Annotated in this window: 23 protein-coding genes; 11 read left to right on the forward strand and 12 right to left on the reverse strand. The window is 66.8% G+C overall.

Annotation, left to right across the window (positions count from 1 at the left end):
• Positions 1–29 precede the first annotated feature (29 nt).
• The 4 genes from bioD to JOF56_RS22070 all read left to right on the forward strand — a co-directional run bounded on the left by bioD (position 30) and on the right by JOF56_RS22070 (position 2,702).
• Positions 30–749: a dethiobiotin synthase gene (gene bioD / locus JOF56_RS22060; RefSeq protein WP_209641107.1), complete on the forward strand. Its 720-nt coding sequence runs from the start codon at positions 30–32 to the stop codon at positions 747–749.
• Between the two features lie 88 nt (positions 750–837).
• A complete protein-coding gene (gene bioB / locus JOF56_RS22065; protein ID WP_209641109.1) occupies positions 838–1,854 on the forward strand; it encodes a biotin synthase BioB in 1,017 nt (338 codons plus the stop codon).
• Positions 1,851–2,048, forward strand: coding sequence for a biotin synthase auxiliary protein BsaP (gene bsaP, locus JOF56_RS61110; protein WP_307855206.1), 198 nt, complete (start codon positions 1,851–1,853; stop codon positions 2,046–2,048). Before bioB ends, bsaP begins: the two co-directional genes overlap by 4 nt.
• Before the next feature lie 42 nt (positions 2,049–2,090).
• The gene (locus JOF56_RS22070) at positions 2,091–2,702 is read left to right on the forward strand and encodes a DUF2567 domain-containing protein (RefSeq protein ID WP_209641111.1); all 612 of its coding nucleotides are present in this window, start codon (positions 2,091–2,093) and stop codon (positions 2,700–2,702) included.
• Here the strand turns inward: JOF56_RS22070 and JOF56_RS22075 are convergent.
• Positions 2,699–3,409, reverse strand: coding sequence for a TetR/AcrR family transcriptional regulator (locus tag JOF56_RS22075; protein WP_209641113.1), 711 nt, complete (start codon positions 3,407–3,409; stop codon positions 2,699–2,701). The genes JOF56_RS22070 and JOF56_RS22075 overlap by 4 nt on opposite strands.
• Positions 3,410–3,512: 103 nt before the next feature.
• Here JOF56_RS22075 and JOF56_RS22080 point away from each other — a divergent pair, with 103 nt between their 5' ends.
• Complete coding sequence (locus tag JOF56_RS22080) at positions 3,513–4,982, forward strand: MFS transporter (RefSeq protein WP_307855207.1); 1,470 nt, start codon at positions 3,513–3,515, stop codon at positions 4,980–4,982.
• Between the two features lie 29 nt (positions 4,983–5,011).
• Positions 5,012–6,376, forward strand: coding sequence for a serine hydrolase domain-containing protein (locus JOF56_RS22085; protein WP_209641117.1), 1,365 nt, complete (start codon positions 5,012–5,014; stop codon positions 6,374–6,376).
• 77 nt (positions 6,377–6,453) lie between these two features.
• Here the strand turns inward: JOF56_RS22085 and JOF56_RS22090 are convergent, their stop codons facing one another.
• A complete protein-coding gene (locus tag JOF56_RS22090) occupies positions 6,454–7,134 on the reverse strand; it encodes an LON peptidase substrate-binding domain-containing protein (protein ID WP_209641119.1) in 681 nt (226 codons plus the stop codon).
• A gap of 18 nt (positions 7,135–7,152) precedes the next feature.
• Positions 7,153–7,857 (reverse strand): NUDIX hydrolase, encoded by a 705-nt coding sequence (locus tag JOF56_RS22095; protein WP_209641121.1) that lies wholly within the window; start codon positions 7,855–7,857, stop codon positions 7,153–7,155.
• Between the two features lie 57 nt (positions 7,858–7,914).
• Here JOF56_RS22095 and nadA point away from each other — a divergent pair, with 57 nt between their 5' ends.
• Genes nadA through JOF56_RS22115 form a run of 4 tightly spaced genes read left to right on the forward strand, consistent with a single transcriptional unit; the run spans position 7,915 to position 13,013 of the window.
• Positions 7,915–8,913 (forward strand): quinolinate synthase NadA, encoded by a 999-nt coding sequence (gene nadA, locus JOF56_RS22100; protein WP_209641123.1) that lies wholly within the window; start codon positions 7,915–7,917, stop codon positions 8,911–8,913.
• Positions 8,910–10,532 (forward strand): L-aspartate oxidase, encoded by a 1,623-nt coding sequence (locus JOF56_RS22105; protein ID WP_209641125.1) that lies wholly within the window; start codon positions 8,910–8,912, stop codon positions 10,530–10,532. Before nadA ends, JOF56_RS22105 begins: the two co-directional genes overlap by 4 nt.
• Positions 10,529–11,398, forward strand: a complete 870-nt coding sequence (gene nadC, locus JOF56_RS22110; RefSeq protein ID WP_209641126.1) for a carboxylating nicotinate-nucleotide diphosphorylase — start codon at positions 10,529–10,531, stop codon at positions 11,396–11,398. Before JOF56_RS22105 ends, nadC begins: the two co-directional genes overlap by 4 nt.
• Positions 11,399–11,408: 10 nt before the next feature.
• Positions 11,409–13,013, forward strand: coding sequence for an ABC transporter substrate-binding protein (locus tag JOF56_RS22115; protein ID WP_307855208.1), 1,605 nt, complete (start codon positions 11,409–11,411; stop codon positions 13,011–13,013).
• Here JOF56_RS22115 and JOF56_RS22120 read toward each other — a convergent pair.
• Genes JOF56_RS22120 through JOF56_RS22155 form a run of 8 tightly spaced genes read right to left on the reverse strand, consistent with a single transcriptional unit; the run spans position 13,010 to position 18,789 of the window.
• Positions 13,010–13,501, reverse strand: a complete 492-nt coding sequence (locus JOF56_RS22120; protein WP_209641128.1) for an SRPBCC family protein — start codon at positions 13,499–13,501, stop codon at positions 13,010–13,012. The two genes, JOF56_RS22115 and JOF56_RS22120, sit on opposite strands and share 4 nt — an antisense overlap.
• Complete coding sequence (locus JOF56_RS22125; RefSeq protein WP_209641130.1) at positions 13,461–13,838, reverse strand: metalloregulator ArsR/SmtB family transcription factor; 378 nt, start codon at positions 13,836–13,838, stop codon at positions 13,461–13,463. The genes JOF56_RS22120 and JOF56_RS22125 overlap by 41 nt, the downstream gene beginning before the upstream one ends.
• Before the next feature lie 21 nt (positions 13,839–13,859).
• Positions 13,860–15,011 (reverse strand): aminotransferase class V-fold PLP-dependent enzyme, encoded by a 1,152-nt coding sequence (locus JOF56_RS22130; protein ID WP_307855209.1) that lies wholly within the window; start codon positions 15,009–15,011, stop codon positions 13,860–13,862.
• 13 nt (positions 15,012–15,024) lie between these two features.
• Positions 15,025–15,180: a CG2302 family histidine operon protein gene (locus JOF56_RS22135; protein ID WP_209641131.1), complete on the reverse strand. Its 156-nt coding sequence runs from the start codon at positions 15,178–15,180 to the stop codon at positions 15,025–15,027.
• Positions 15,180–15,779 carry an imidazoleglycerol-phosphate dehydratase HisB gene (hisB, locus tag JOF56_RS22140; RefSeq protein ID WP_209641133.1) on the reverse strand — a complete coding sequence of 200 codons (600 nt, stop codon included), beginning with the start codon at positions 15,777–15,779 and terminating at the stop codon, positions 15,180–15,182. The genes JOF56_RS22135 and hisB overlap by 1 nt, the downstream gene beginning before the upstream one ends.
• Positions 15,776–16,858 carry a histidinol-phosphate transaminase gene (locus tag JOF56_RS22145; protein WP_209641135.1) on the reverse strand — a complete coding sequence of 361 codons (1,083 nt, stop codon included), beginning with the start codon at positions 16,856–16,858 and terminating at the stop codon, positions 15,776–15,778. Before JOF56_RS22145 ends, hisB begins: the two co-directional genes overlap by 4 nt.
• Positions 16,855–18,174 (reverse strand): histidinol dehydrogenase, encoded by a 1,320-nt coding sequence (gene hisD / locus JOF56_RS22150; protein WP_209641137.1) that lies wholly within the window; start codon positions 18,172–18,174, stop codon positions 16,855–16,857. Before hisD ends, JOF56_RS22145 begins: the two co-directional genes overlap by 4 nt.
• A 3-nt stretch (positions 18,175–18,177) precedes the next feature.
• Positions 18,178–18,789, reverse strand: a complete 612-nt coding sequence (locus tag JOF56_RS22155; RefSeq protein WP_209641139.1) for a hypothetical protein — start codon at positions 18,787–18,789, stop codon at positions 18,178–18,180.
• A gap of 102 nt (positions 18,790–18,891) precedes the next feature.
• On the opposite strand from JOF56_RS22155, the gene JOF56_RS22160 reads away from it, so the two are divergent.
• The gene (locus JOF56_RS22160) at positions 18,892–19,830 is read left to right on the forward strand and encodes a hypothetical protein (protein WP_209641141.1); all 939 of its coding nucleotides are present in this window, start codon (positions 18,892–18,894) and stop codon (positions 19,828–19,830) included.
• A gap of 48 nt (positions 19,831–19,878) precedes the next feature.
• On the opposite strand, the gene JOF56_RS22165 is transcribed toward JOF56_RS22160, so the two are convergent.
• Entirely contained in the window at positions 19,879–23,544 is a 3,666-nt protein-coding gene (locus JOF56_RS22165; RefSeq protein ID WP_209641143.1) for a leucine-rich repeat domain-containing protein, read from the reverse strand.
• Positions 23,545–23,552: the final 8 nt, after the last annotated feature.

The following is a 23,552-nucleotide window of genomic DNA, read 5'->3' on the forward strand; positions in this document are numbered from 1 at the left end:
GACCGGTCTCGGTCGTAGTCTGGCTCGACGTGAGCGTGATCGTGGTCACCGGTACCGGTACCGGGGTGGGCAAGACGATCGTGACCTCGGCAATCGCCGCCATCGCTCAATCCGACGGGCGGCGGGTCGCGGTCATCAAGGCAGCGCAGGCGGGCCTGCACGAGGACGGCACCGGCGACCTCGACACAGTCCGCCGTCTGGCAGGCGCTGTCACCACCCGTGAGCTGGCCCGCTACCTCGACCCGCTCGCCCCGGAGACCGCGGCCCGGCGCAGTGGCCTGCCCACCGTCGGCCCCGCCGACATCGCCGCGGCGGCATCCCAGTTGGACGAGACCCACGACCTGGTGATCATCGAAGGCGCGGGCGGCCTGCTGGTCCGGTTCGACGGCAACGGCTCGACCATCGCCGACGCCGCGTGGGCGATGGGCGTACCCATGCTGATGGTCGCCCAGGCCAGTCTCGGCACCCTCAACGCGACCGCGCTGACCGCCGAAGTGCTCCTGAAACGCGGCATCGAGTCGCTGGGAGTCGTGATCGGCAGTTGGCCGGCCGAGCCCGATCTGGCGGCCCGGTGCAACCTCGAAGACCTTCCTGTCGCGGCAGGCGCGCCACTGCTCGGCGCGATCCCCGAGGGTGCGGGACAGCTGAACCCCGCACAGTTCCTGGAAAGCGCGCGGGCCGGGCTTTCGCCGTGGTTCGGTGGCGATTTCGACCCGGAACAGTTCGCGATGACCTACAAGTCCGGATGACCAGCTGAGTGAGATACATCCCTCACGGTCCGGCCTGATCTGAGGCAGACTGATCGACCGGAATGGGCACCGGCTTCGAGGAGGACCATTGACCGCGGCGGCTGAGAAGACCGACCTGCTGGCGATCGCGCGTGAGCAGGTGCTCGAGCGTGGGGTCGGACTGTCGCAGCAGCAGGTGGTCGAGGTGCTCCGGCTCGGGGACGACCGGCTGGAGGAGCTGCTGGGGCTCGCGCACGAGGTGCGGATGCGCTGGTGTGGTCCTGAGGTCGAGGTCGAGGGCATCGTCAGCCTGAAGACCGGTGGCTGCCCGGAGGACTGCCATTTCTGCTCGCAGTCGGGCCGGTTCCCCACGCCGGTGCGGTCGGCCTGGCTGGACATTCCAGGGCTTGTGCTGGCGGCGCGGCAGACGAAGGCCACCGGTGCCACCGAGTTCTGCATCGTGGCGGCGGTACGTGGGCCGGACAAGCGTTTGCTTGAGCAGGTGCGCCAGGGCATCAAGGTGATCCGCGACGACGGCAACGATATCCAGATCGCCTGCTCGCTGGGCATGCTCACGCAGGAGCAGGTGGACGAGCTCGTCGAGATGGGCGTCCACCGCTACAACCACAACCTCGAGACGGCTCGCTCGCACTTCCCGAACGTGGTCACCACCCACGAGTGGGAAGAGCGTTGGGAGACGCTGCAGATGGTTCGCGCGGCCGGGATGGAGGTGTGCTCCGGCGGCATCATCGGAATGGGTGAGTCGATCGAGCAGCGTGCCGAGTTCGCGGTCCAGCTGGCCGAGCTCGAGCCGGACGAGGTCCCGATGAACTTCCTCATCCCGAACCCCGGCACGCCGTACGAGAACTACCCGATCGTCGAGGGCTCGGAGGCGCTGCGCACGGTGGCCGCGTTCCGGCTGGCCATGCCGCGCACGATGCTGCGGTTCGCCGGCGGCCGTGAGCTCACGCTCGGCGATCTGGGCGCGGAGCAGGGCATGCTCGGCGGCATCAACGCGATCATCGTCGGCAACTACCTGACCAACCTCGGCCGCCCGGCCAGCCAGGACCTCGAGATGCTGGCCGAGCTGAAGATGCCGATCAAGGCTTTGAACGAGACCCTGTGACGTACTGCTCCTGGTGCGGTAAGGCCGAGTCCGAGACCGACCACACGGCGTGCCACAAACGGTTGGCATTGGTCGACCCGCCACGTTTCTGTCCACAGTGCGCGCGGCGGATGGTCGTTCAGGTGACCCCGGTCGGGTGGTCGGCGCGGTGCAGTCGGCACGGCGAGTCAACGTCCGCGGGTGTCACCGGATAAGCTCGGTCGCCTGGCCTAGTAACCGATAGGGGAGGTCTGGCTGTGTCTGAGCGGCCGGTCGAGGCGCGGGAAGCGGACGCGCCCGCGGACGTCCCGCTGTACCCGGCCTTCGACTACCCGTATTACATCCCGCCCGCGCCGCGGTCACGGGTTGTGGTCAAGCAGGACCTGCTGCCGGCGATCAGTGTGGTGTCGCTCGTCTCGCTGCTCGGCATCCCGTTGGCGTACCTGTGGTCACTGCTCGCGCCGAGCCAGCTCAAGGCGGTCAGCCGGAGCGGTCAGCTGGTGCCGTTGACCGCGGAGAGCTACCACCGGTTCGACTCCATGGCGGTGTTCGTCGCGCTCAGCCTGGGTGCCGGGCTGGTGGTCGGGGTGAGCGTCTGGTTCATGCGGGAGCGACGCGGCCCGGTGGCGATGGTCGCTGTGGTGCTCGGTTCGCTGCTGGCGGCGTATCTGGCCACGTTGATGACAGGCCTGTTCACCGGCTGGCTCTATGACGTGCCCACGGCGTTGAACGTGGGTGACGTGGTCGACGTCGCGCCCACGATCGAATCCACCTGGGTGATCCTTGCGCAGCCGTTGGCGGCCGCGCTGGCGTACGGCGTGCTGGCGGCCTGGAACGGACTCGACGACCTGGGCCGCCGCCTGGGCTAGGGCCGTTTCTCCAGGCCGTCGAGAATCCGGTCGAGCCCGTAGGTGAACTCGTCCTGGCGGGTTTCCTCGCCGGAGGTCAGGGCGGCCATTTCGTACAACCGGTTGAGCCGCGGGTAGCTCCTGGCCGCTTCCCGGGCGGCGGGCTCCATCCGTGCGGACCACTCGCGCTCGGTCAGTCCGCTGCGGGCGAGCGAGGTCATCCACGCGGCTTCGTTGATGCCCCACCCGATCACGTACGAGAGCACTGTGCTCAGCCCGAGGTTGGCTTCTTCCAGGCCGAATCCGCCCTCTTCGAACAGCGCGAGCATCCGGTCGGACAGCCGCATCACGTTCGGGCCCAGGTAGGACGTGCCGATCTGGCCCAGCACCGAGGCCACCCACGGGTGCCGCAGGATCATCGCGCGCACACTGCTCGCGCACACAGTCGTTGAGGCGCGCCAGCTTGCCGCGCCGGCCTCCGGTACTTCGATCTCGCCGTAGATCTCGTCGACGACCAGCTCGATCAGCTCGTCCTTGTTGGCCACATGCCGGTAGAGCGAGGTCGCACCCGCGCCGAGCTGTTTGCCCAGGTTGCGCATGCTCAGCGTGTCGAGGCCGTCGGCGTCCAGCAGCTTGATCGCCTCGGCGACGATCTGCTCCCGGCTCAGCGCGGGCTGTTCACGGCCGCGTTTCTGGCGTGTCCACACCGACAGTGCCTGCTCAGTCATGCCGTCAGCATAGCGCACGATGTTCGCACTTGCGTCAGCGTTCGCGTCATGCGTACAGTGTGCGCATCGACGGAACAACGTTCGCAAGCTGAGGGGAAAGACCGTGGAACACAACAGCTCACAGCGCCGCTGGTGGATCTTGGTGGTGCTTGTTCTCAGCACATTGGTGCTGGTCATCGACAACCTGGTGCTGACGGTCGCCGTGCCGCCACTGGCTTCGGACCTCGGCGCGAGCGCGCAGGACATCCAGTGGGTCCTGGACTCCTACATCCTGGTCTTCGCCGGACTGCTGCTGACCTCCGGCAGCCTCTCCGACCGGTTCGGCCGGCGGAAAGTGATGATCATCGGACTGGCGCTGTTCGGGGCGGCATCGTTACTGGCCTCCTTCGCCGCCGACCCGGCGCAGCTGATCATCGCCCGCACGATCATGGGCATCGGTGGCGCGTTGATCATGCCGAGCACACTCTCCATCCTGATCACGGTCTTCGACGACAAGGAACGTCCGAAGGCCATGGCCATCTGGAGTGCCGCTGCCACGGTCGGTTTCGTCGGTGGCCCGGTGCTCGGTGGCGTGCTGATCGCGTGGTTCTGGTGGGGTGCGGTCTTCCTGATCAACGTGCCGATCTCGATCCTGGCCATCATCGCCGCGCTGACTCTGATGCCGGAGTCCAAGGGCCCGTGGCAGAAGCCGGACCCGCTGGGCGCGATCCTGTCGGTCGCCGGCATGACCTCGTTCGTCTGGACGATCATCGAGCTGCCCAAGTACGCCCTGACCGACGCCGAGATCCTCATCCCGTTCGGGATCGCACTGGCCAGCCTGGTGTCGTTCGTGGTCTGGGAGAAGCGAACCGGCTCGCCGATGGTCCCCTTGGGACTGTTCAAGGCCCGCAACTTCCGCGGTGGCAGCCTTTCCCTGACGCTGGTGCAGATCGGCAACGGCGGCCTGATGCTGATCGTCACCCAGTACCTGCAGCTGGTCCTCGGTTACACGCCCACGCAGGCTGGTCTGTCGTTCATCCCGATGGCCATCGGTTCGCTGCTGTTCAACGCCCTCGGTGCCACGCTGGGCCAGAAGTTCGGCAACCGGCTGATGGCGGCCACCGGTCTTCTCAGCATCGCCGCGGCCTTCGGCTGGATGGCAACGCTTTCCGCAGATGCCGGGTTCGTGTCCATCGCCATTGCCTTGTTCCTGCTGGGTTGTGGTGGCGGTCTGGCGATGCCTGCCGCGATCGCCGCACTGATGGGAACCGTGCCTCCGGAGCAGGCCGGGGTCGGGTCCGCGCTGAACGACACCATCCAGCAGTTGGGCGCCGCGCTGGGCGTCGCTGCCCTCGGCAGCATCCTGAGCGGGGCTTTCACCGCCCAGCTGCCGGCTTCCTCGCCACACACCCTCGGTGAGGCGCTCCAGGTGCCCGGTCTGGCCGACGCCGCCCGAAACGCCTTCACCAACGCCATGTCCACCACGTTCGTGATCTCGGCTGTCGCGGTCGTGGCCGCCGCTGTGCTCGCCCTGCTGGTGATGCGGGACCCGAAGCCCAGCGAAGTCACCGAAGAACACGCCCTCGCAGCCTGATAACCTTTACACACCAAGGAGAAACTCCAATGGCCTTCAACACCTCCCACTGGCAGAACCGTCTCGACACCCTTCGCGAGCAGTACCACGTGCCTGGAGCATCGGTCGCTGTGCTTGTCGACGGTGAGATCCACGAACTGGCCAGCGGTGTGCTGCACATGGGAACGCGTGTCGAAGCCACGCCTGACTCGGTCTACATGCTGGGCTCGGTCGCCAAGGTCTACACCGCGACACTGGTGATGCAGCTGGTGGACGAGGGAAAGCTCGATCTGGACCAGCCGGTGGCCGAGATCCTGCCGGAGTTCGCCACCGCCGACCCGGCGGCCACCAAGACCATCACGCCTCGCCAGTTGCTCAGCCACACCAGTGGTTTGACGTGTGACTTCATGTACGACGGCGGCCGCGGCGACGACTGCATCGCCAACTACGTCGAGGCCGCCAAGGGGGTGGCGATGGACTGTCCACCTGGGATCGCGGTGTCCTACAGCGGTGTCGGGTACGTCACCCTGGGCCGGATCATCGAGGTGCTGACCGGCCAGACGTGGGACCAGGCATTGAAGGAGCGCCTGTTCACGCCGCTTGGCCTGACCCACACGATGACGCTTCCCGAGGAGGCCTTGAGTTTCCGCGCGGCGATGTCCCATCTCGGCTCGCCGGGCAGTTATCCGGATCCGGCGCCTGCCTGGGATCTCATGCCTCGCGCAGCCGGTCCGGGCGCCCGGGTCATCGCTTCGGCCGGCGACGTGGTCCGGCTGGCCAAGATGCACCTCGACGGCGGTGCCGGTGTGCTCAGCGAGGAATCCGTTGCGGCGATGCAGCACCGTGAGGTTGACGTCCCTGACAAGTGGACCGTCAGCGCCGACGGGTGGGGGCTCGGTTGGACGCTGTACGACTGGGACGGCGTCCCGGGGTACGGACACGACGGAGCTGCGGTCGGTCAGTACGCGTACCTGCGCGTCGTGCCGATGAAGGGCGTAGCGATTGCGTTGACCACCAACGGTGGTGGGGCGCGTCAGCTGTACGCGGCACTGTTCCGTGAGTTGCTCGATGAGCTCGCCGGTGTGCAGTTGCCTGGTGCCTTCGAGCCTGCTGCACAGCCGCCTGCCGTGGACATCAGCCGGTTCGCTGGGACATACAAGCGCGAAGGCGTTGTCATCACGGTGACCGGGAACGCCCACCTGACATACGAGTTTGTCGACGGTATGAAGGGCCTGGCGCCGACCATCGAGGCAGACCTGGTCCCGATCTCGGAGACCGTGTGGGCCGCGACCGGTGCGGGGCCGTCGTTCAGCGAAGGCTGGATGCCCGTGGTGTTCTCGACGTTGAAGGACGGCAACGACTACTGCTACATCGGAATGCGGGCCGCCCCCAAGGCAGCTCCCCACTCCCAGTGACTGAGAGGCTTTGCCCCCAATGCCACATTGGGGGCATCTGACGTCCCCAATGTGGCATTGGGGACAAAGCAAAAGCGTCAGTTGAGGTTCATGGGGGCCGAGAAGGCCGACGCGGGAGCAGGGACAGCGCGCAACGCCGCGATGATCCCTGCTTCTCGCGTGAGCAGGCTGTAGACCATGCGCAGGCGGTGCAGCGGCCGGACTTCCTCCAGCAGCGTCTGTCTGTCCTCGATAGGCAGCAGACAGTCGGCCGCCAGCAGGTGGGCGAGGTTGCCGATGTCGGTGTCCTCGTCCGGTTCCGTCCAGTCTTCACGTTCCCACGCCGTCTCGCAGTACCGGCGATACGCCGCCCGCGCGGACCGTTCGAGCGACGCGACCCGATCCGCCTTGGCGGGCGGGATCTGGGCGTCCGGGATCCACTCGACAGTGCCGATCAGGTAGGGCGCGCTGGTGGCGTCCAGGTCCAGCAGCCGGAACCGCCGCTCACCGGTGGTGACGATGTCGTAGCGGCCGTCCCCCAGCCGGGTGGCCTGCCGCAGGATCGCCGAGCAGCCGACCGCGGCGAGCTGGTCGGGTTTGTCGACCTCCTCGATGAGGGGTGTCCTGATCGCCGCGACCCCGAAACGCTTGTCCGGCACGACGCCTTTGACCAGGTCGACGGTCAGCTGGCGGTAGCGCGGCTCGAAGATGTGCAACGGCAGGTTCGCTCCCGGCAGCAGCACCGTCTGCAGCGGAAACAGCGGAAGCGTCTCGGGCACCAGTTCAAGTTACGTCCATCACCGGCTTTTCGCAGCAGGCGGCCGGAGAACGGCGAACGGATCGGTCACCTGCATACCGCGGTCGGCGAACCGGAACAGCGCCGCGGGACGGCCGCCGGACCGGCCTGGCCTGGTGGTGTCGCCAGTTGGTTCTAGCAGGCCACGCCTGGACAGCACGCGCTGCAGGTTGGTCGCTGAGACGCGGTAGCCCAGCGCGGCGGAGTACAGCTCCCGCAGCGCGGAGACGGTGAATGTCGGGGGAGCCAGCGCGAAACCGATGTTGGTGTACGACAGTTTCGACCGCAGCCGGTCGCGGGCCCGACGCACGATGGCCTGGTGGTCGAACGCGGTTTCCGGCAGGTCCCCGACCGGGTGCCAGCGGGTGTCCTCGGGCAGCTCAGGGTCGTTGTCCGACGGTACGAGCCCGAGGAACGCCGAAGCGACCATCCTCGGCCCGGGAACCCGGTCGGGCGCGCTGAACACCGCGAGCTGCTCGACGTGTGCGAGTTGTCTCACATCGACTTTTTCCTTGAGCTGACGGCGAATCGAATGCTCTACGTCCTCGTCGAGACGCAGCCTGCCACCAGGCAGTGACCAGCGGTGCATGTGCGGTTCCCGAGCGCGCTGCCAGAGCAGCACCTGTAGTGATCCCGCTCTCACTTGCAGCACAGCCGCCAAAACCTCATGGCCGAGCAGGGGTGCCTCGGTGGTAGCATCAGGCATGTTTTCGATCCTTAGGCGAAAACCTCGGGACCGGAAATCCTGAGCTAGGAGGACCAGATGACGGCAACCATGACTCCTTACAGCGGGGTTGAGCCGGACGCGGCATGGCGGGACGAAGTACGGCGCCTGGTCGACCAGCGCGACGCCGTCCTGCTCGCGCACAACTACCAGCTTCCCGAGATCCAGGACATCGCGGACTTTACTGGTGACTCGCTGGCGCTGTCGCGGATAGCGGCCGAAAGCGACAAGTCCACGATCGTGTTCTGCGGCGTGCACTTCATGGCCGAGACGGCCAAGATCCTCTCGCCGGGCAAGACCGTGCTGATCCCCGACGCGCGGGCGGGGTGTTCGCTCGCGGACTCGATCACCGGCGCTGACCTGCGGGCATGGAAAGCCGAGTACCCCGGTGCGGTGGTCGTGTCCTATGTGAACACGACTGCCGAGGTCAAGGCCGAGACCGACATCTGCTGCACGTCGTCGAACGCGGTGGACGTGGTGGCCTCTATCCCGGCCGACAAGGAGGTGCTGTTCTGCCCGGACCAGTTCCTGGGCGCGCACGTCAAGCGTGTGACCGGGCGCGACAACATCCGCATCTGGGCGGGCGAGTGCCACGTGCACGCCGCGATCAACGGCCCTGAGCTGGCCGAACGCGCCTCGGCGGACCCGGACGCGGACCTGTTCGTGCACCCGGAGTGCGGTTGTGCGACCTCGGCGCTGTACCTGGCCGGCGAGGGCATCGTGCCGCCGGAGAAGGTCAAGATCCTGTCCACAGGCGACATGGTCAAGGCGGCCAAGGCCACCCAGGCGCGTTCGGTGCTGGTGGCCACCGAGATCGGCATGCTGCACCAGTTGCGCAAGGCCGCGCCGGAGATCGACTTCCGGGCGGTCAACGACCGCGCGTCGTGCCGCTACATGAAGATGATCACACCGGCCGCGCTGCTGCGTGGCCTGCGGGAGAACAAGGACCAGGTGCACGTCGACCCGGAGACGGCGGCCCGGGCGCGGGCGTCGGTCCAGCGGATGATCGAGATCGGCCAGCCCGGCGGTGGGGAATGAGCCCCCGCTGGGAGGCCAGAGCGGACGTCATCGTCGTCGGCACCGGCGTGGCCGGGCTGACCGCTGCACTTGAGGCCCGCGAACTGGGGCTGCGCGTCCTGGTGATCACCAAGGCGGCCGCGGGGTCCGGCAATACGCGTTGGGCCCAGGGGGGTGTCGCCGTCGTCATGCCGGGGGAGCATGACGACGGCGACTCGGTCGAAGCTCACGTGCAGGACACCCTGGTGGCGGGCGCCGGCCTGTGCGAAGCCGACGCGGTCGACGCGATCCTGACCGGTGGAGCGCAGGCCGTGGCCCGGCTTCGCAGGCTGGGCGCGGTGTTCGATCCGGCCGACAATGGAAAGCTCGCCAGGACAAGGGAAGGCGGGCACAGCGCGTTCCGTGTCGTGCACGCGGGCGGGGATGCGACCGGCGCCGAGATCGAGCGGGCTTTGCTCACGGCCACACATGACGGCCGGGTTCCTTTGCTGGACAACCACATCGCTGTCGACACCGTGCGTACGGCGTCGGGTGCTGTGGTCGGTTTGCTTGTGTTGGACCCGAATGGTGTGCCCGGCGTCGTCAGCGCGCCTGCGGTCTTGCTTGCGACAGGCGGGCTTGGGCAGCTGTATCAGGCGACGTCGAACCCTGAGGTGGCGACGGCTGACGGTTTGGCCTTGGCTCTGCGAGCCGGAGCGCCAGCTGCGGACGTGGAGTTCGTGCAGTTCCACCCGACTGTGCTGTACACGGGACCGGGCGCGCGTGGGCGGTGTCCGTTGGTCACCGAAGCTGTGCGTGGTGAAGGCGCGGTGCTTGTCGACGCGCTTGGTGAGCGCGTGATGGAGGGCGTGCATCCGCTGGAAGATCTCGCGCCTCGGGATGTCGTTTCCGGAGCGATCGCGCGACGGATGGCGCTGGAGCCGGGCGGTGTGGACGACCATGTCTACCTGGACGCCACGCATCTGGACGCTGCCCTGTTCCGCAGGCGGTTCCCGACTGTGCTGGCCGCGTGCCAGTCCATCGGTGTCGATCCGTCGGCCGACCCGATCCCGGTGTCTCCGGCAGCGCATTTCGCCTGCGGCGGTGTCGCGGCCACTGTGGACGGACGAACGGGCGTCATCGGCCTGTACGCCGTCGGAGAGGTCGCGCGGACCGGCTTGCACGGGGCGAACCGGCTGGCGTCCAACAGCCTGCTCGAAGGACTTGTCGTCGGCTCCCGGGCCGCGAGAGCCATCGCCGCGGACCTGTCCGCGTGCATCCTCGCCGACCCCAAAGCCGGTGTACGCGTGTCACTTCCGGAAGCTCCCGTGGCCAACCGCGACGTCCTGCAGCGCGTGATGAGCCGTTACGCGGGAATCGGGCGTGACGCGGAAGGCCTCGCCGTGGTCGGCTCGGTGCTTGATGTGTCCGCTGTGGACACTGTGCTGACGACGCGGGAGAACGTCGAGGACGCCGCGTTGACGCTGGTCGCGCGCGCCTTGATCGCGGCCGCCGCGGCACGCACGGAAAGCCGTGGCTGTCACGTGCGGACTGATTTCCCAGCTGTGGACCCGGCCTGGCAGCACAGCCTCGCGGTCCGGCTCAACCCGTCGGGCCAGCCGGTGCTGGCGGCGAAGACCTTGCTGAGGAGCGCGGCGTGACCGAGATTGACCAGATCGTCGACCGCGCGCTGGACGAGGACCTGCGTTACGGGCCCGACGCGACCACCGAGGCCACGGTCCCGGCCGACGCGATCGGCATCGCCGAGATCACGCCGCGTAGCCCGGGCGTGCTCTCAGGCGGTGCGGTCGCGTTGATCGTGTTCGAACGTGTGCTCGGCGACTACGAGGTTCTGCGCCGGGCACCGGACGGCAGCAGGCTGACCGCGGGAGATCCCGCGCTGATCGTGAAAGGTTCCCTGCGGGGTCTGCTGACCGCGGAACGCACGGCGCTGAACCTGTTGTGCCACCTGTCCGGTGTGGCCACGGCGACCGCACGCTGGGTGGACGCCGTCGAAGGCACCGGCTGCGCGATTCGCGACACCAGGAAAACGATGCCCGGGCTGCGGGTACTGGAGAAGGACGCGGTCCGGCACGGCGGTGGCGTGAATCACCGGCTCGGCCTCGGCGACGCCGTTCTCATCAAAGACAATCACGTACTCGCGGCCGGATCGATAACGGCGGCTTTGACAGCCGCGCGGTTGCACGCACCGCAACTGCCGTGTGAAGTCGAGGTCGACGATCTCGACCAGCTCGACGAGGCGTTGGCGCTGCGCGCGGAACTCGTCCTGCTGGACAATTTCACCCCTGACCAGTGCGCCGAGGCCGTTCGACGGGCCAAGGCCGCGGGCGGGATCACCCGCCTTGAGGCATCCGGCGGGCTGACGATAGATGTCGCGCGGGCATATGCGCGGACAGGTGTGGATTATCTCGCCGTCGGTGGTCTGACCCACTCCGCGCTCGCTCTCGATCTCGGGATGGATCTTGTTTCATCCAATTCTCAGGCGGCACATCGCGCGGACGGCTAATGTCTCGAATGTGCCCGCTCGCCGACCATTCCTGATGAGTGCCGCCCTGCTCGCACTACCGGCGGTACTTGTCGGCTGTACGGCGGCACCGACGCTGACAGCCTCAGGCAGCACGGACAGCACTTCGCTGGTGCTCGCCGTGCCCAACGAGCCGCTGAACGTGCACCCACTCGCGGGTTACGGCCAGCACGGCGCCGCCAAGGTCTTCGACGGCCTGCTCGAGCACCAGGCTGACCTGAGCGTGCGCCCCGCACTGGCCGTCGAGCTGCCGACACCGTCGGCCGACGGCAAGTCCTGGACCGTGAAGCTGCGCGGTGACGTGCGCTTCCAGGACGGCAGCGCGTTCGACGGCAAGGACGTCGAGGCGACGTACCGCGCTCTGCTCGACCCGGCGTACGCCTCGCCGTTGCGCTCCCGGTACAGCGTGATCACCGGCGTCACGGAGGTCACACCGCCGCCGACCACCACCACGTCAGCGCCGCCCACGACGTCCAGCCGCGTGCCACAGTCCACCAAGACGGTTCCGGTCGGCAGCACAGTCCGGTTTGACCTGGCGCAGCCGTACGCGCCCTTCCCGGATCTGCTTGTGCTCGGCATCGTGCCCAGCGAGACGCTCACGCAACCCGCGAACGTGGCCTCTCTCAAACCAGTCGGCACGGGCCCGTACCAACTGGAGGAGTGGAAGCGCGGCGAGAGCATGACGCTGCGTGCCAACAGCTCCTATTTCGGCGGCGCTCCCACGGTCGCCAAGGTGACTATCGAGTTCATCCCCGACGACGCCGCGCGTGTTCAGCGTGTCCGTGACGGCAAGCTCGACAGCGCGGCCTTGCCGCCCGCACAAGCCAAGAGTTTCGAGAACTCCGACGTCTTCGCCGTGCTCTCGCAGCGCAGCGCCGGCGTCCGGACCGTGCGGCTGCCCGCGGCCAACCCGGTCACCAGCGACCCGCAGATCAGGCTCGCTCTCAACTACGCGGTGAACCGTCGCAGCATGATCGACGGTCCGCTCGCGGGCCGTGGCACTGAGGCGTACACACCTATGTCGCCCGTGCTCGCGGAGTACTTCGAACCATCCGCCAAGTTCTCCCACGACGTCCCGACCGCCAAGTCGTTCCTCGACACAGGCGGTTGGGTGACGGGCTCAGACGGCATCCGTACCAAGAACGGCGTCCCTGCCAGGTTCTCGCTCGTCTACCCGGCTGGTGACACGGTCTCCCGTGACCTCGCGACGGCCTTCGCGGCCGACGCCGACGCTGTCGGCATCCAAGTGTCGACCAGCGTTGGCGCCCCCACACCCGCCGACGCCGCGATCATCAGCGTCGGCGACCCGTTCGACCCGGACCTGGCCTTGTACCCGCTGCTTCACGACAGCGACACCAAGATCGCCACCCCGCTCGAGGCAGCCCGCGCCACCACAGATCCGGCTCAACGGGCCGTCGAGTACCGCAAGATGCAGCGCACCTATGTGGAGTCCCCCAGCATGGTCGTGCTGGCCGGGATCGAACACACCTACGTCCTGCGCCGGAACTGGACCGGCTATCAGGCCGTCGTCGACGCGGACACCCAGGACGGGACCTGGGGTGCGTGGTGGAACCTGTCGCGCTGGCAGCCTCGCTAGACGAGCTTGCTGTAGTACTCCTCCTGCGAGGGGTAGTAGTCGTCGAAGCTCGGCAACGGCTTGCCCTCACGTGAGGCGATGAGCACGTCGAGGTAGTACTCCCAGCCGGGACCGGTGCTGCCGACGATGTCGGTGCGTTCGACGTGCTGGATCAGGCGCAGTTCGGTGACCCCGTCGGACTCGATGAGCTGGACTTCCATCCGCCAGGTGCCGTTGTCGTCCGTGCTGGACACGGCGAGGTGCGTGGGCGCTGAGCAAGCGTCGATGTGGATGTCCATCCACGGCTGGCCTTCTTCGTGGATCATCTGCACTTTGATCGTGTTGCCGGGCGCGCCGGTGCCTTCCCAGGGGCCGAACCAGCGGGCCGTGCGCTCGGATTCGGTCACGCTGGCCCAGACATCCTCGATCGGCGCACGCATCGTGCGCGTCAGGATCAGGTCGTGGCCCTTATCCGTGCGAACCAGTTTGCCGGTCGGGATGGGCTTCATGGACAGTCCTCCTGTGCTCGCGGCGGGTTCTCATAACCTCGGTTTCGAGTGCGTCCAGCCGGCTCTCCCAGATGCCGGCCGGTGCCGCGAACTGGCCGATCCACTCCTGCAGAGCGGCCAGGCCGTCCGTGTCCAGGGCGTAGACCCGTTGTCTGCCAACGGTTTCGTCCCGGACCAGGCCGCTGTGCCGCAACACCCGCAGATGACGGCTGACCGCCGGGCGGGTGATGGTGAAGCGCCCGGCGATCTCACCGGCCGGCATCGGGCCGGCCCGCAGCATCAGCAGGATCTCCCGGCGAACCGGATCCGCGATCGCACCGGCCACGAGGTCCAACACGCCGGAAGCGTAACCAGTGGGTTACACGTCAGTCAAGGCGTCTGCGAACCGGGCGATCTGCTCCCCGGAGACGAAGTAGTGCGGCGACGCCCGGACCAGCTTGTCCAGGCCGCGGCGGGTCATGTCGTACTGCGTCGAGCTTGCGTACGAGACCGTCACCGCGATGCCGCGCTCCCACAACCGGTCACGCACCTCTTCGGCTTCCCTCCCAGCCACATCGAAGGTCACGATCCCGCACTGCCGGCTGCCCAGATCGTGCACAGTCACGCCGGGCACCTCGGACAGCAGGGACCTGGTGAGCTTCGCCCGCTCCTGCACGGCCGCAGCGATCTCCTCGATCCCCAACGACATCGCGTAGCGAGCGGCCGCGATCATGCCCAGCCGCTCGGCGACGCCGTACTCCCACAGCTCGAACCCCTTGGCGCCCGGCGACAACGTGAACTTGTCCGGCGACTCCCAGAGTGCGGCCGTACCATCGATCAGCCGCGGCCGCAGTCCAACCTGATCGCGCACCACCAGAACCCCGGTCCCACGCGGCGCACGCAGCCACTTCCGGCCGGTCCCCGACACAATGTCCACACCCAGTCCGGCCGCGTCGACCGGCAACTGTCCGATCGACTGGCACGCGTCGAGCAGAACCAACGCACCCACGGAATGTGCGATCTCGGCCACTTCCTTGACCGGGTTGACCAGCCCACCGTTGGTCGGCACGTGCACCAGCGACACGAGCTTGACGCGCTCGTCCACCATCGCCTTCAAGGCCTGCACATCCACTGCGCCGGTCTCGTCCGACGGAATGGGCTCAATCTGGTGGCCGAGATGCAGCAGCGCCAGCGCATTGCTGTGGTACTCGGCCTCAGTCACCAGCACCCGGTCACCAGGCTTCAACGAAATCGCGTCAAGCGCCGCCAGCCATGAGCGCGTCGCACTGTCCGTGAACGCCACCTCATGCGGCTCACAGCCCAGGAACTCCGCGAAGACCGCGTAACCCGCCGCCAAGTCGTCCGCACGTTCCGAGGCGGCCCGGTAGCCGCCTACCTCGGACTCGCGCTGCAGATGCGCCTGCACCTCGCGAAGCACGGGCGCAGGCGGTAACGACGAGCCCGCACTATCGAGAAAGACCAGGTCATGGCAGCCAGGGGTGTCCGCACGCACCGCGTCAAGATCGATCACACCTTGACGCTACCTACAACATCCAGGCGACGGCTCCCCCGAGCGCGAGCACGGCGAGGGCGCCGAGCAGCATGGCGAAGACCCGGGCGGTCTTCCAGGCCGCGTACACGCCGCCGGCCAGGAATCCGGCGAGGATGACCAGGCCGATGACGGGGATTTCCTTGGGCACTACAGGACACCCTTCGTTGACGGGACGCCGCTCACCCTAGGGTCAGGCTCGACGGCGGCGCGCAACGCCCTGGCCACGGCCTTGAACTGGGCCTCGGTGATGTGGTGCGGGTCGCGGCCGTGGATCACGCGGACGTGCAGCGCGATCCCGGCGTGGAACGCGAGTGAGTCGAAGACGTGCCGGTTGAGCACGAACGGGTAGTTGCCGCCGATGGTGAACGTGTTGAACTGCTCAGGCTCGCCGACGTGCACGCAGTACGGCCGGCCGGAGACGTCGACCGCCGCGTGCGCGAGGGTTTCGTCCATCGGGATCCAGGAGTCGCCGAACCGGCGGATGCCTGCCTTGTCGCCCAGGGCTTCGCGAATCGCCTGGCCGAGCACGATCGCGACGTCCTCGACGGTGTGGTGCGCGTCGATCTCGACATCGCCGGTGGCACGCACGACCAGGTCGAACGAGCCGTGCGCGCCGAACGCGGTCAGCATGTGGTCGTAGAACGGCACGCCGGTGCCGATGTCGAGCTTGCCTGAGCCGTCCAGGTCGATCTCGACGTGTACGGACGACTCCTTGGTGGTCCGTTCGATCTTCCCGATCCGGTTCACGCGATCTCCTTACTCACAGCCAGGAATGCGTCGTTCTCCTCGGGCGTGCCGATGGAGACACGCAGGTGCTTCTCGATTCCGACATCCCGGATCAGCACGCCGCGGTCCAGATAGGCCTGCCAGGCACCGGGTTCGAACAGTCCGAACAGCACGAAGTTGGAGTCGCTCGGCACGACTTGGAAACCCATGCCACGCAACGCTTCCATCACACGCTCACGTTCCGCTGCGAGCTTGGCGACCGAGGTCAGCGTCGCGTCCGCGTGCCTGAGCGCGGCTCGCGCGGCGGCCTGCGTGAGCAGGGAAAGGTGGTATGGCAAGCGAACCAGCTGCAACGCGTCGACCACTGCGGGCGCTGCGATCAGATAACCGAGGCGGCCACCGGCGAACGCGAACGCCTTGCTCATCGTGCGGCACACGATCAGCTTGTGGCCGAAGTCCTCCAGCAGCGACACCGCGCTGGGCTGGGACGAGAACTCGGCGTAGGCCTCGTCCACCACGACGATCCCGGGCGTCGCCTCGACCAGCGTCCGCAGCTCGTCTACGGGGACTGACTGCCCGGTCGGGTTGTTCGGGCTGGTCACGAACGTGACGTCCGGCTTGCGCTCCTGCACGATCCGAGCCGCTTCGACGGTGTCCAGAGAGAAGTCGGCACGCCGGGGCGTCGGGGCCCATTCGGTCCGGGTGCCCGCGGCGATGATCGGGTGCATCGAGTAGGACGGCTCGAACCCGAGCGCGGTCCGGCCGGGCCCGCCGAAGGCCTGCAGGATTTGCTGCAGAATCTCGTTGGAACCGTTGGCCGCCCACACATTCGCGGCCGTGACCGGAAATCCTGTGTCCCGGGTGATGTAGGCGGCAAGATCTTCGCGCAGCGCCACGGCGTCCCGGTCGGGATACCGGTGCAGCCCCCACGCGACCTCCTCGACCGCTTTGGTGAGATCGGCGACCAGTTCGGGCGGCGGCGGGTACGGGTTCTCGTTGGTGTTCAACCGGACCGGGACATCCAGCTGCGGCGCGCCATACGGCGTGCGGCCGCGCAGATCCTCACGGAGCGGCAAGTCCTCTAGTCGTACGTCCTTCATCGGCTCTCGAATCTTGCGGCGACGGCCTGGCCGTGCGCGGGGAGGTCTTCGGCATTGGCCAGGGCGATCACCTGGCTCGCGACGTCACGCAGCGCGTCCTGCGAGTAGTCCACGACGTGGATGCCCTTCAGGAACGTCTGCACCGACAGGCCGGAAGAATGTCGCGCACAGCCGCTCGTCGGCAGGACGTGGTTCGAGCCCGCGCAGTAATCCCCAAGCGAAACAGGCGAATACGCGCCGATGAAGACCGCACCCGCGTTACGTACCCTCGCCGCGACCGCTCGCGCGTCGGCCGTCTGGATCTCCAGGTGCTCGGCGGCGTACGAATCCACAACCTTCAGTCCAGTGTCTATATCGGACACCAGCACGCAGCCGGATTGCTTGCCGGACAACGCAGTCGAAACGCGCGACGAATGCTTGGTCGCGCCAACCTGACCGACGAGCGCGGCGTCCACCGCGTCGGCCAGCTGTTCGGACGTGGTCACGAGGACACTTGCGGCCAAGGTGTCGTGCTCGGCCTGGCTGATCAGGTCGGCGGCCACGTGCACAGGGTCGGCCGTCTCGTCGGCCAGGATCGCGATCTCGGTCGGGCCGGCCTCGGCGTCGATCCCGATCAGCCCACGCAGCAAGCGTTTCGCGGCCGTGAGATAGATGTTGCCGGGTCCCGTGACCATGTCCACCGGCGTCAACTCGGTGCCGTCGGTGTCCGTTCCGCCATAGGCCAGCAATGCCACGGCCTGAGCGCCGCCGATGCCCCACACCTCTTCAACACCGAGCAACGCGCACGCAGCGAGCACCGTCGGGTGCGGCAGGCCACCGAAACCGGCCTGCGGGGGCGAGCAGACCACAAGCGATTCGACACCGGCGGTCTGCGCCGGAACGACGTTCATGACCACACTGGACGGATACACCGCGAGGCCGCCAGGCGCGTACAGGCCTACGCGCTGTACGGGGACCCAACGCTCTGTGACCGTCCCGCCAGGTACAACCTGCGTGGTCGTGTCTTTGCGCCGCTGTTCGGCGTGCACCAGACGGGCGCGCTTGATGGACTCGAGCAGGGCGTCCCGGACCGCCGGGTCCAGTTCGCGCTCGGCCTTGGCCAGCTCCTCGGCAGGCACGCGGATGGCGGCGGGCCGGACGTTGTCGAACTGCTCAGTGAAGTCCAGCGCGGCATCGACGCCGCGATGATGGATCGCCTCGACCAGCGGTCGCACGCGGTCCATGACCGCGTCCACGTCCGTTTCCGCCCGGGGCAGGACTGCCCGCAGTTCGGCGGGCGACGGCACACGGCCACGCAGATCGATGCGGCTGAGCATGGCTCAAGGGTAAAGGTCCGGCCTGCGCGGACCGAAGTTGGCGTGCATGTTGTCCAGGCCAAGTCCGCCGGTCAGCAGCCGTTCCTTGGCATTGCCGAGCAGTTGGCGCGTCCACGTGGTGAAACCGCCGTCTGCCAGCGAGATTCCCCGGGCGAGAAGCTCGAAGCAAGCGTCGACGTAGTACCCCCGGCCCCTGGTCCTCTCTTGATCGAAAACGACCTCCACCTGCGGAAACTTCTCCGCCAGCGGGGTCAGCACCCGCTCCTGCGGGACATCCGTACGGTTGCCGGTCAGATCAGTGATCGCCACGCGAACCTCCGGCAGGTGGCTGACCAGCGTCAACAGCGCCTCAAGCTGGTCGTGAAGGCTTTCGGTCTCGAACCGGAACGAGCCCTCATCCCGCCCGGCGACGGTGAGCGCGAGCAGCCGGAAATGTGACAGCCATGCCTCCGGAAACGGCTGCGTCCGTACCAACCTGTGAGACGCACACAGCCGGACCCGCTCCCGGCCCTGCCGTCGCACGGCGGACTCCAGCGCCAGCGCATTGGTCGAATCCGCAGTCACCTCTGTCCCACGCGCAGTAGTGAGCACGAACGGATCCGATTCCTTGATCACCTGCTGACCGTCGCGGAGCGCAGTACCACGCAGGTGAGGCACTTCTTCGCCGCCAGGCCGTCTATCTGCTCGGGTCTACCGGCTATCTGACCCGGACTGGACGTGACCAGCTCGCAGGGCTTCAGTACGCGCACGCTCAATCGGATCATCGACACGCTCGCTGCGAACCATTCGTCCAGTAGGTTCGAGAGCGCGAGGTTCTTCCAAGTCTCACAACTTCCCATGTTCTTGATCGACCTGTGGGAGACCAGAGGCAAGGACGCAGATTCCCTCCTCGCCCAACTGGTGCGCATGTCACCGGACCATAGCTGGCAACTGGTCCGTCGACTTTGGGCAGCAGGCGTACCGATCGGGCCGAAGGCTACTGCGGAGCTCGCCACGGTCACCGACGGTGCTGTCATGGACCTTCATCACCAGTGGGGCACGATCCGCACACTGCGGGATCTCATGCACCCCGAAGGGGTAGCACGTCTGCTGGGTATGGCCGTCGATGCGGACCTGACAGACGATTTGCGCATCGCGGCCATCGCGGAAGCCAGCGGTTCAAGCCCTGCCGCGGCCGCAGCGATGGGATTCCTGATGAAGCGCAACGACTTCCCTGACTGGGAGTTCCCCGACAGTGACGCGGACGCCATCGATGCCATACCTGACGCAGACGACGAGATTCTCGAAGGATTTCTACTCATCGTCCAGAACAGGCACCTTGCCGAGGGCACGCGAGCAAACGCCGCCGCCCTTGCCGTCATCAGTGGAGGAGAATCGGTATATCAGGAATTGGTGAGACAGCAGTTCTCCGCCAGCCTTATTGCCCTCCTCGGCGAGGAGGCTGCCCGCGGCACTACGGAGGCACGTTCGGTGTTGTGGCGCATGGTGACTGACACACACTTGGCCTCAAGCCAGCGATTCGAAGCTGCGTACGAACTAGACCTGCTCGGTGGTGATTCTGAAGCCTCGGCCTTCCGGGTCCTTGCCAAAGACCCGGATTTCGATGAGCGCTACCGTCGGCGAGCAGTCGCAGCGCTCGCCGACCCGTCTGTTTGATTGTTGGAACTCGTAGCCCGACGCCACTTGGGGGCATCCCCCTTCGCATCAGGGGAGGTAGGACTTTCGGTGTTCGCTGCAGAGGTACAGGGTGAGGCCTTCCGGGGTGGTTGTGCGGGAGAGGCCGCCCCAGGTGCGGTTGGGGTCCAGCTCGAGGAGCATGGCTTCGAGGAAACGGAAGTCGGCGTCGGTGCCGGCGCGGGCTGAGGGGGTGTGGCCGTAGCCCCGCAGTTCGTCGTCTGTGCTCAGGTCGGAGGGCATCTGGGCGGCGAGTTCCTTCATCAGGTCGCAGTCGGACTTGAGCTGGCTGTCGAGCTGGTCCACGGCTATGCCGAGGATCGGCCCGGCCAGCGGCGCCGCGTGTTTGAGGACCTTGAGCACGCCTCGTAGGTATGGGCCGGCCTTGCGGAACCATTCGGCGGGCTGCCGGATCGGGTAGCAGCCCTCCGTTTCGGGCAGCCGGTGCCAGGCGCCGGGTTCCTCACAGTAGAGCCTCAGTTCGTAGCGGCGTTTTCCCTTGACCGACACCAAGGCGAACACGCTGGGGCAGCGGGTCTCCTGTTGCAGCTGGGCGATGTGTTGCAGCCGCATGAACATTCGCTGATTGTATTCGGCATTTCCGTCTACTTTGTCCTCGATGCGGGTGATGGTCCGGGCGATCTGGTCGAGGCTCATCCGGGTCATGTCCCGTTCGGACGGCGCGAGTCCGAGCAGAAGCCCGGGTATGTCAACGAGTTCGCCGGAATGGTGGCACTCGATGTCGTGCCGCGGCGGAACCCGGGACAGTCGTTTGCTGAGATTGTCGTAGTTGTACAGCTCGGTGCATCCGGCTTCGCAGCGGCACGGCACCTGACGGTCGATCTCCAAGCCAGGGAAGCGTTCCAGAGTGCGGTTCAGCCCGTCATCCAAGACGGAGAAGAAAGCCGCGGGTGACGGCCCGCGAACCGTGAGTTCCACGGTCTTTCGGTGAGTGTCAGCCCGGACCAGGGCGGTCTGCTCGCCATTTTTCAACAGCGCACCCGTACGCCAGTGAGTGTTGGTGCTGAATCGGTGCGATCGCGCGATGAACCACGTCGGAATGCCCGGAGGCATCGTGTTCAGCCGGTACAGAACGCGAATCTCCTGCGAGCCGGCCAAAGCGTCCCACTGCTGCTGGTACGTCGGAGGGTTCCACGAAAGCCGTTCCACCACAAGGCTGACATCGTCCGGACGCCCGTCGACCCGGTACGACAGGTCGTACTTGTCCATCATGCCAAGGAAATGGTCCCGCATGCCCTGATCGAGATCCCACCAGAGCTCGTTGAGGTGCTCACGCGACAACAGCCCGTGCGAAGCGGCCACTTCTTCGCTGTCGAGCACTTTGCTGATGTACTCGTTGACCCATTCCGGCTTGAGGATCACGGTCCGGCACAGCTCGGGATCCTCGCTGTAGTAAAGAATGTCGCCCAGCTCGTGCAAGGCCCGGGCGATGTACCGCTGCTGCACCGGATCTTCCAGGCCGACCGACGCCATCATCCGCCACATCCGCTCCGGAGTGCAGTGCTTGTGCTCCGAGCCGCGCAGCACGGCCGCGCCGTTGAGCCACGTGACCGGCCATTCGGACCCCATCAGCGGCAGGTCGGCCGCGGCATCGGCCAAGCACGTGCGCAGCGCCTCGATTCCGGTGGCAGTCTCGTTGTCCACCGACATACTGCCCACGATCATTCTGTATTCACGTTGCAGATCGTCCAGCGGCAGATCGACCGGCCGGTCGGTGATGTGGGTGGCGACCAGGATGATCGGCGACTCCGGGGCCCGCGCGGAGATGATGTCCAGCCAGTACCGCAGTTTGCCCTGCTCCCAGCCGTGCCGGGAGTTCCACAGCAGCAGGAACAGCGACCGGTTGGTCAGGAAGAACTGGTGCGTGGCGTGGTAGATCTCCTGCCCGCCGAAGTCCCACGCGGACAGCGTCATATCGACGTCGGCAAGATGCGGGTGCGCCAGCGGGAGATCGAGGATCTGCAGCCCGTGCGTGGACGGCTCTTGCGGGTCGAAGGTCTCTCCGCTCAACGCCTTCACCAGCGACGTCTTGCCGACCCCGCCCTCGCCCACGACCAGCAGCTTGGAACTCCACTGTGCCTCGGATCCCTGCATCCGCGCCCGGAGGAACGCCATCGCCGAGCCGGTCCCGTCGGCGATCTCCGGCGGCGGACTGATGAGGGGATTGCCCGCGACGAAGAGATCGGTGAGCCTGGGCAGATCGGTCAGCCAGTCCGGCAGATGACCGATGAGGTTGTTGGACAGCTCCAGGTACCGCAACGTCTTCAGGTCGGCGAAGCTGTCGGGCAGCACGCCGATCTCGTTGTCCAGCACCGCAAGGTGATCCAGTTCGGGAAGGGTGCCGATGCTCTCCGGCAGGGCGGTCAGCTTGTTGCGCCCGGCGTAGATGCTGTCCAGTCCACGCAGCTCGCCGATGGCCTCAGGCAGGTTGGTCAGCTGGTTGCCGTACATCACCAGTGTCTGCAGGTTACGCAGATCCGGCAGCCATCGCGGCAGATCCGTCAGGTAGTTGCGATTCATGTTGAGTGTTCTCAGCCCGGTCATCCCCGCCAGGCAGCCGGGTACCTCGGTGAACCTGTTCTCGCTCAGGAACAGATACCTCAGCTCAGTCAGATCGGCGAACCGGGCGGGCAGCTCATGCAGGCGGTTCTCGCTGAAGTCCAGCCACACCAACCGGGAGAGCCCGCTGATCCAGCCGGGAATCTCGACCAGGCCGTTGGACTTGGCGTAGAGGAGGGTCAGCTGGGTGAGCTCGGCCAGCCATTCGGGCAGGGCGATGAGCCCGCAACCGTTGATCGTCAGCTCCCGCAGGCCGGTCATCGCGGCCAGCCACGTGGGCAGCTCGGTGATCTCGTTGTCGCCGAGAGACAGTTCGGTGAGGCCCGTCTGACCGGCCAGCCAGTCGGGCACCCGGGACAGTTTGTTCGTGGCGAAGGACAACCTGCGCAGGCCCCTGACCGGTGGGATGCCGGTCAGCCGGTTGCCGTCGACATGCAGGTCGCGCAGTGCCGGGAAGGCGCTGATCCAGCCCGGGAGTCCATCCAGGTTGTTGTAGCGGATGTCCAGCCGCGCCAGGTGCCTCAGCCCGGTCAGGGAGTCAGGCAGGCTGGTCAGGCCGCATTCCTGGGCGCAGAGGGCAGTCAGCTCGGTGAAGTCGCCGACCCAGTGCGGCAACTGCTCCAACGGGTTCTCGCTCACGGTCAGCACGCGCAGCCGATTCATCCCGGCGAGCCAGTCGGGGAGCCTGGTCACCTTCCCGCTGCCGATGTTGAGCCTGACCAGGTCAGGCAGCAAGGACAGCCATACCGGGACCTCGGTGGCACCCGCGTTGCCCAGTGCAAGCTCGGTCAGCTGGGTGAGCTCGCCCAGCTCAGGTGGTATGGCGGCGAACTTGTTGAAGTTGCTGAGCAGCGATGTCAGGTTCCGCAGCCGGAGAACGGGCTGCGGGAAGACCTTGAAGTCGTTGGCCCGGATGTCGAGCTTCGTCAGCGCAGGCAGGCCGGCGATCCAGCCGGGAAGCTCCGCCAGCCGGTTGGTGTTGAGTTTGAGTTCGGTGAGATCGGTCATCCCAGCGAGTGCAGGCGGCAGTTCACGCAGCCGGAGACTGGACAGATCCAGGGTGGTGGCGCCGGTTTCGCGGGCTTCGCGGATGCGGCGGACTGCCTCGGGGACCATGGTTGCCC

This window comes from Kibdelosporangium banguiense (genome assembly GCF_017876405.1).
GTDB classification, from domain to species: Bacteria; Actinomycetota; Actinomycetes; order Mycobacteriales; family Pseudonocardiaceae; genus Kibdelosporangium; species Kibdelosporangium banguiense.

Excerpts from the sequence above, each read along its gene's own strand:
- JOF56_RS22075 (WP_209641113.1), bottom strand. The coding sequence starts at position 3,409 with ATGACTGAGCAGGCACTGTCGGTGTGGACACGCCAGAAACGCGGCCGT.
- JOF56_RS22085 (WP_209641117.1), top strand. The coding sequence starts at position 5,012 with ATGGCCTTCAACACCTCCCACTGGCAGAACCGTCTCGACACCCTTCGC.
- JOF56_RS22095 (WP_209641121.1), bottom strand. The coding sequence starts at position 7,857 with ATGCCTGATGCTACCACCGAGGCACCCCTGCTCGGCCATGAGGTTTTG.
- nadA (WP_209641123.1), top strand. The coding sequence starts at position 7,915 with ATGACGGCAACCATGACTCCTTACAGCGGGGTTGAGCCGGACGCGGCA.
- JOF56_RS22105 (WP_209641125.1), top strand. The coding sequence starts at position 8,910 with ATGAGCCCCCGCTGGGAGGCCAGAGCGGACGTCATCGTCGTCGGCACC.
- JOF56_RS22120 (WP_209641128.1), bottom strand. The coding sequence starts at position 13,501 with ATGAAGCCCATCCCGACCGGCAAACTGGTTCGCACGGATAAGGGCCAC.
- JOF56_RS22145 (WP_209641135.1), bottom strand. The coding sequence starts at position 16,858 with ATGAAGGACGTACGACTAGAGGACTTGCCGCTCCGTGAGGATCTGCGC.
- hisD (WP_209641137.1), bottom strand. The coding sequence starts at position 18,174 with ATGCTCAGCCGCATCGATCTGCGTGGCCGTGTGCCGTCGCCCGCCGAA.
- JOF56_RS22165 (WP_209641143.1), bottom strand. The coding sequence starts at position 23,544 with ATGGTCCCCGAGGCAGTCCGCCGCATCCGCGAAGCCCGCGAAACCGGC.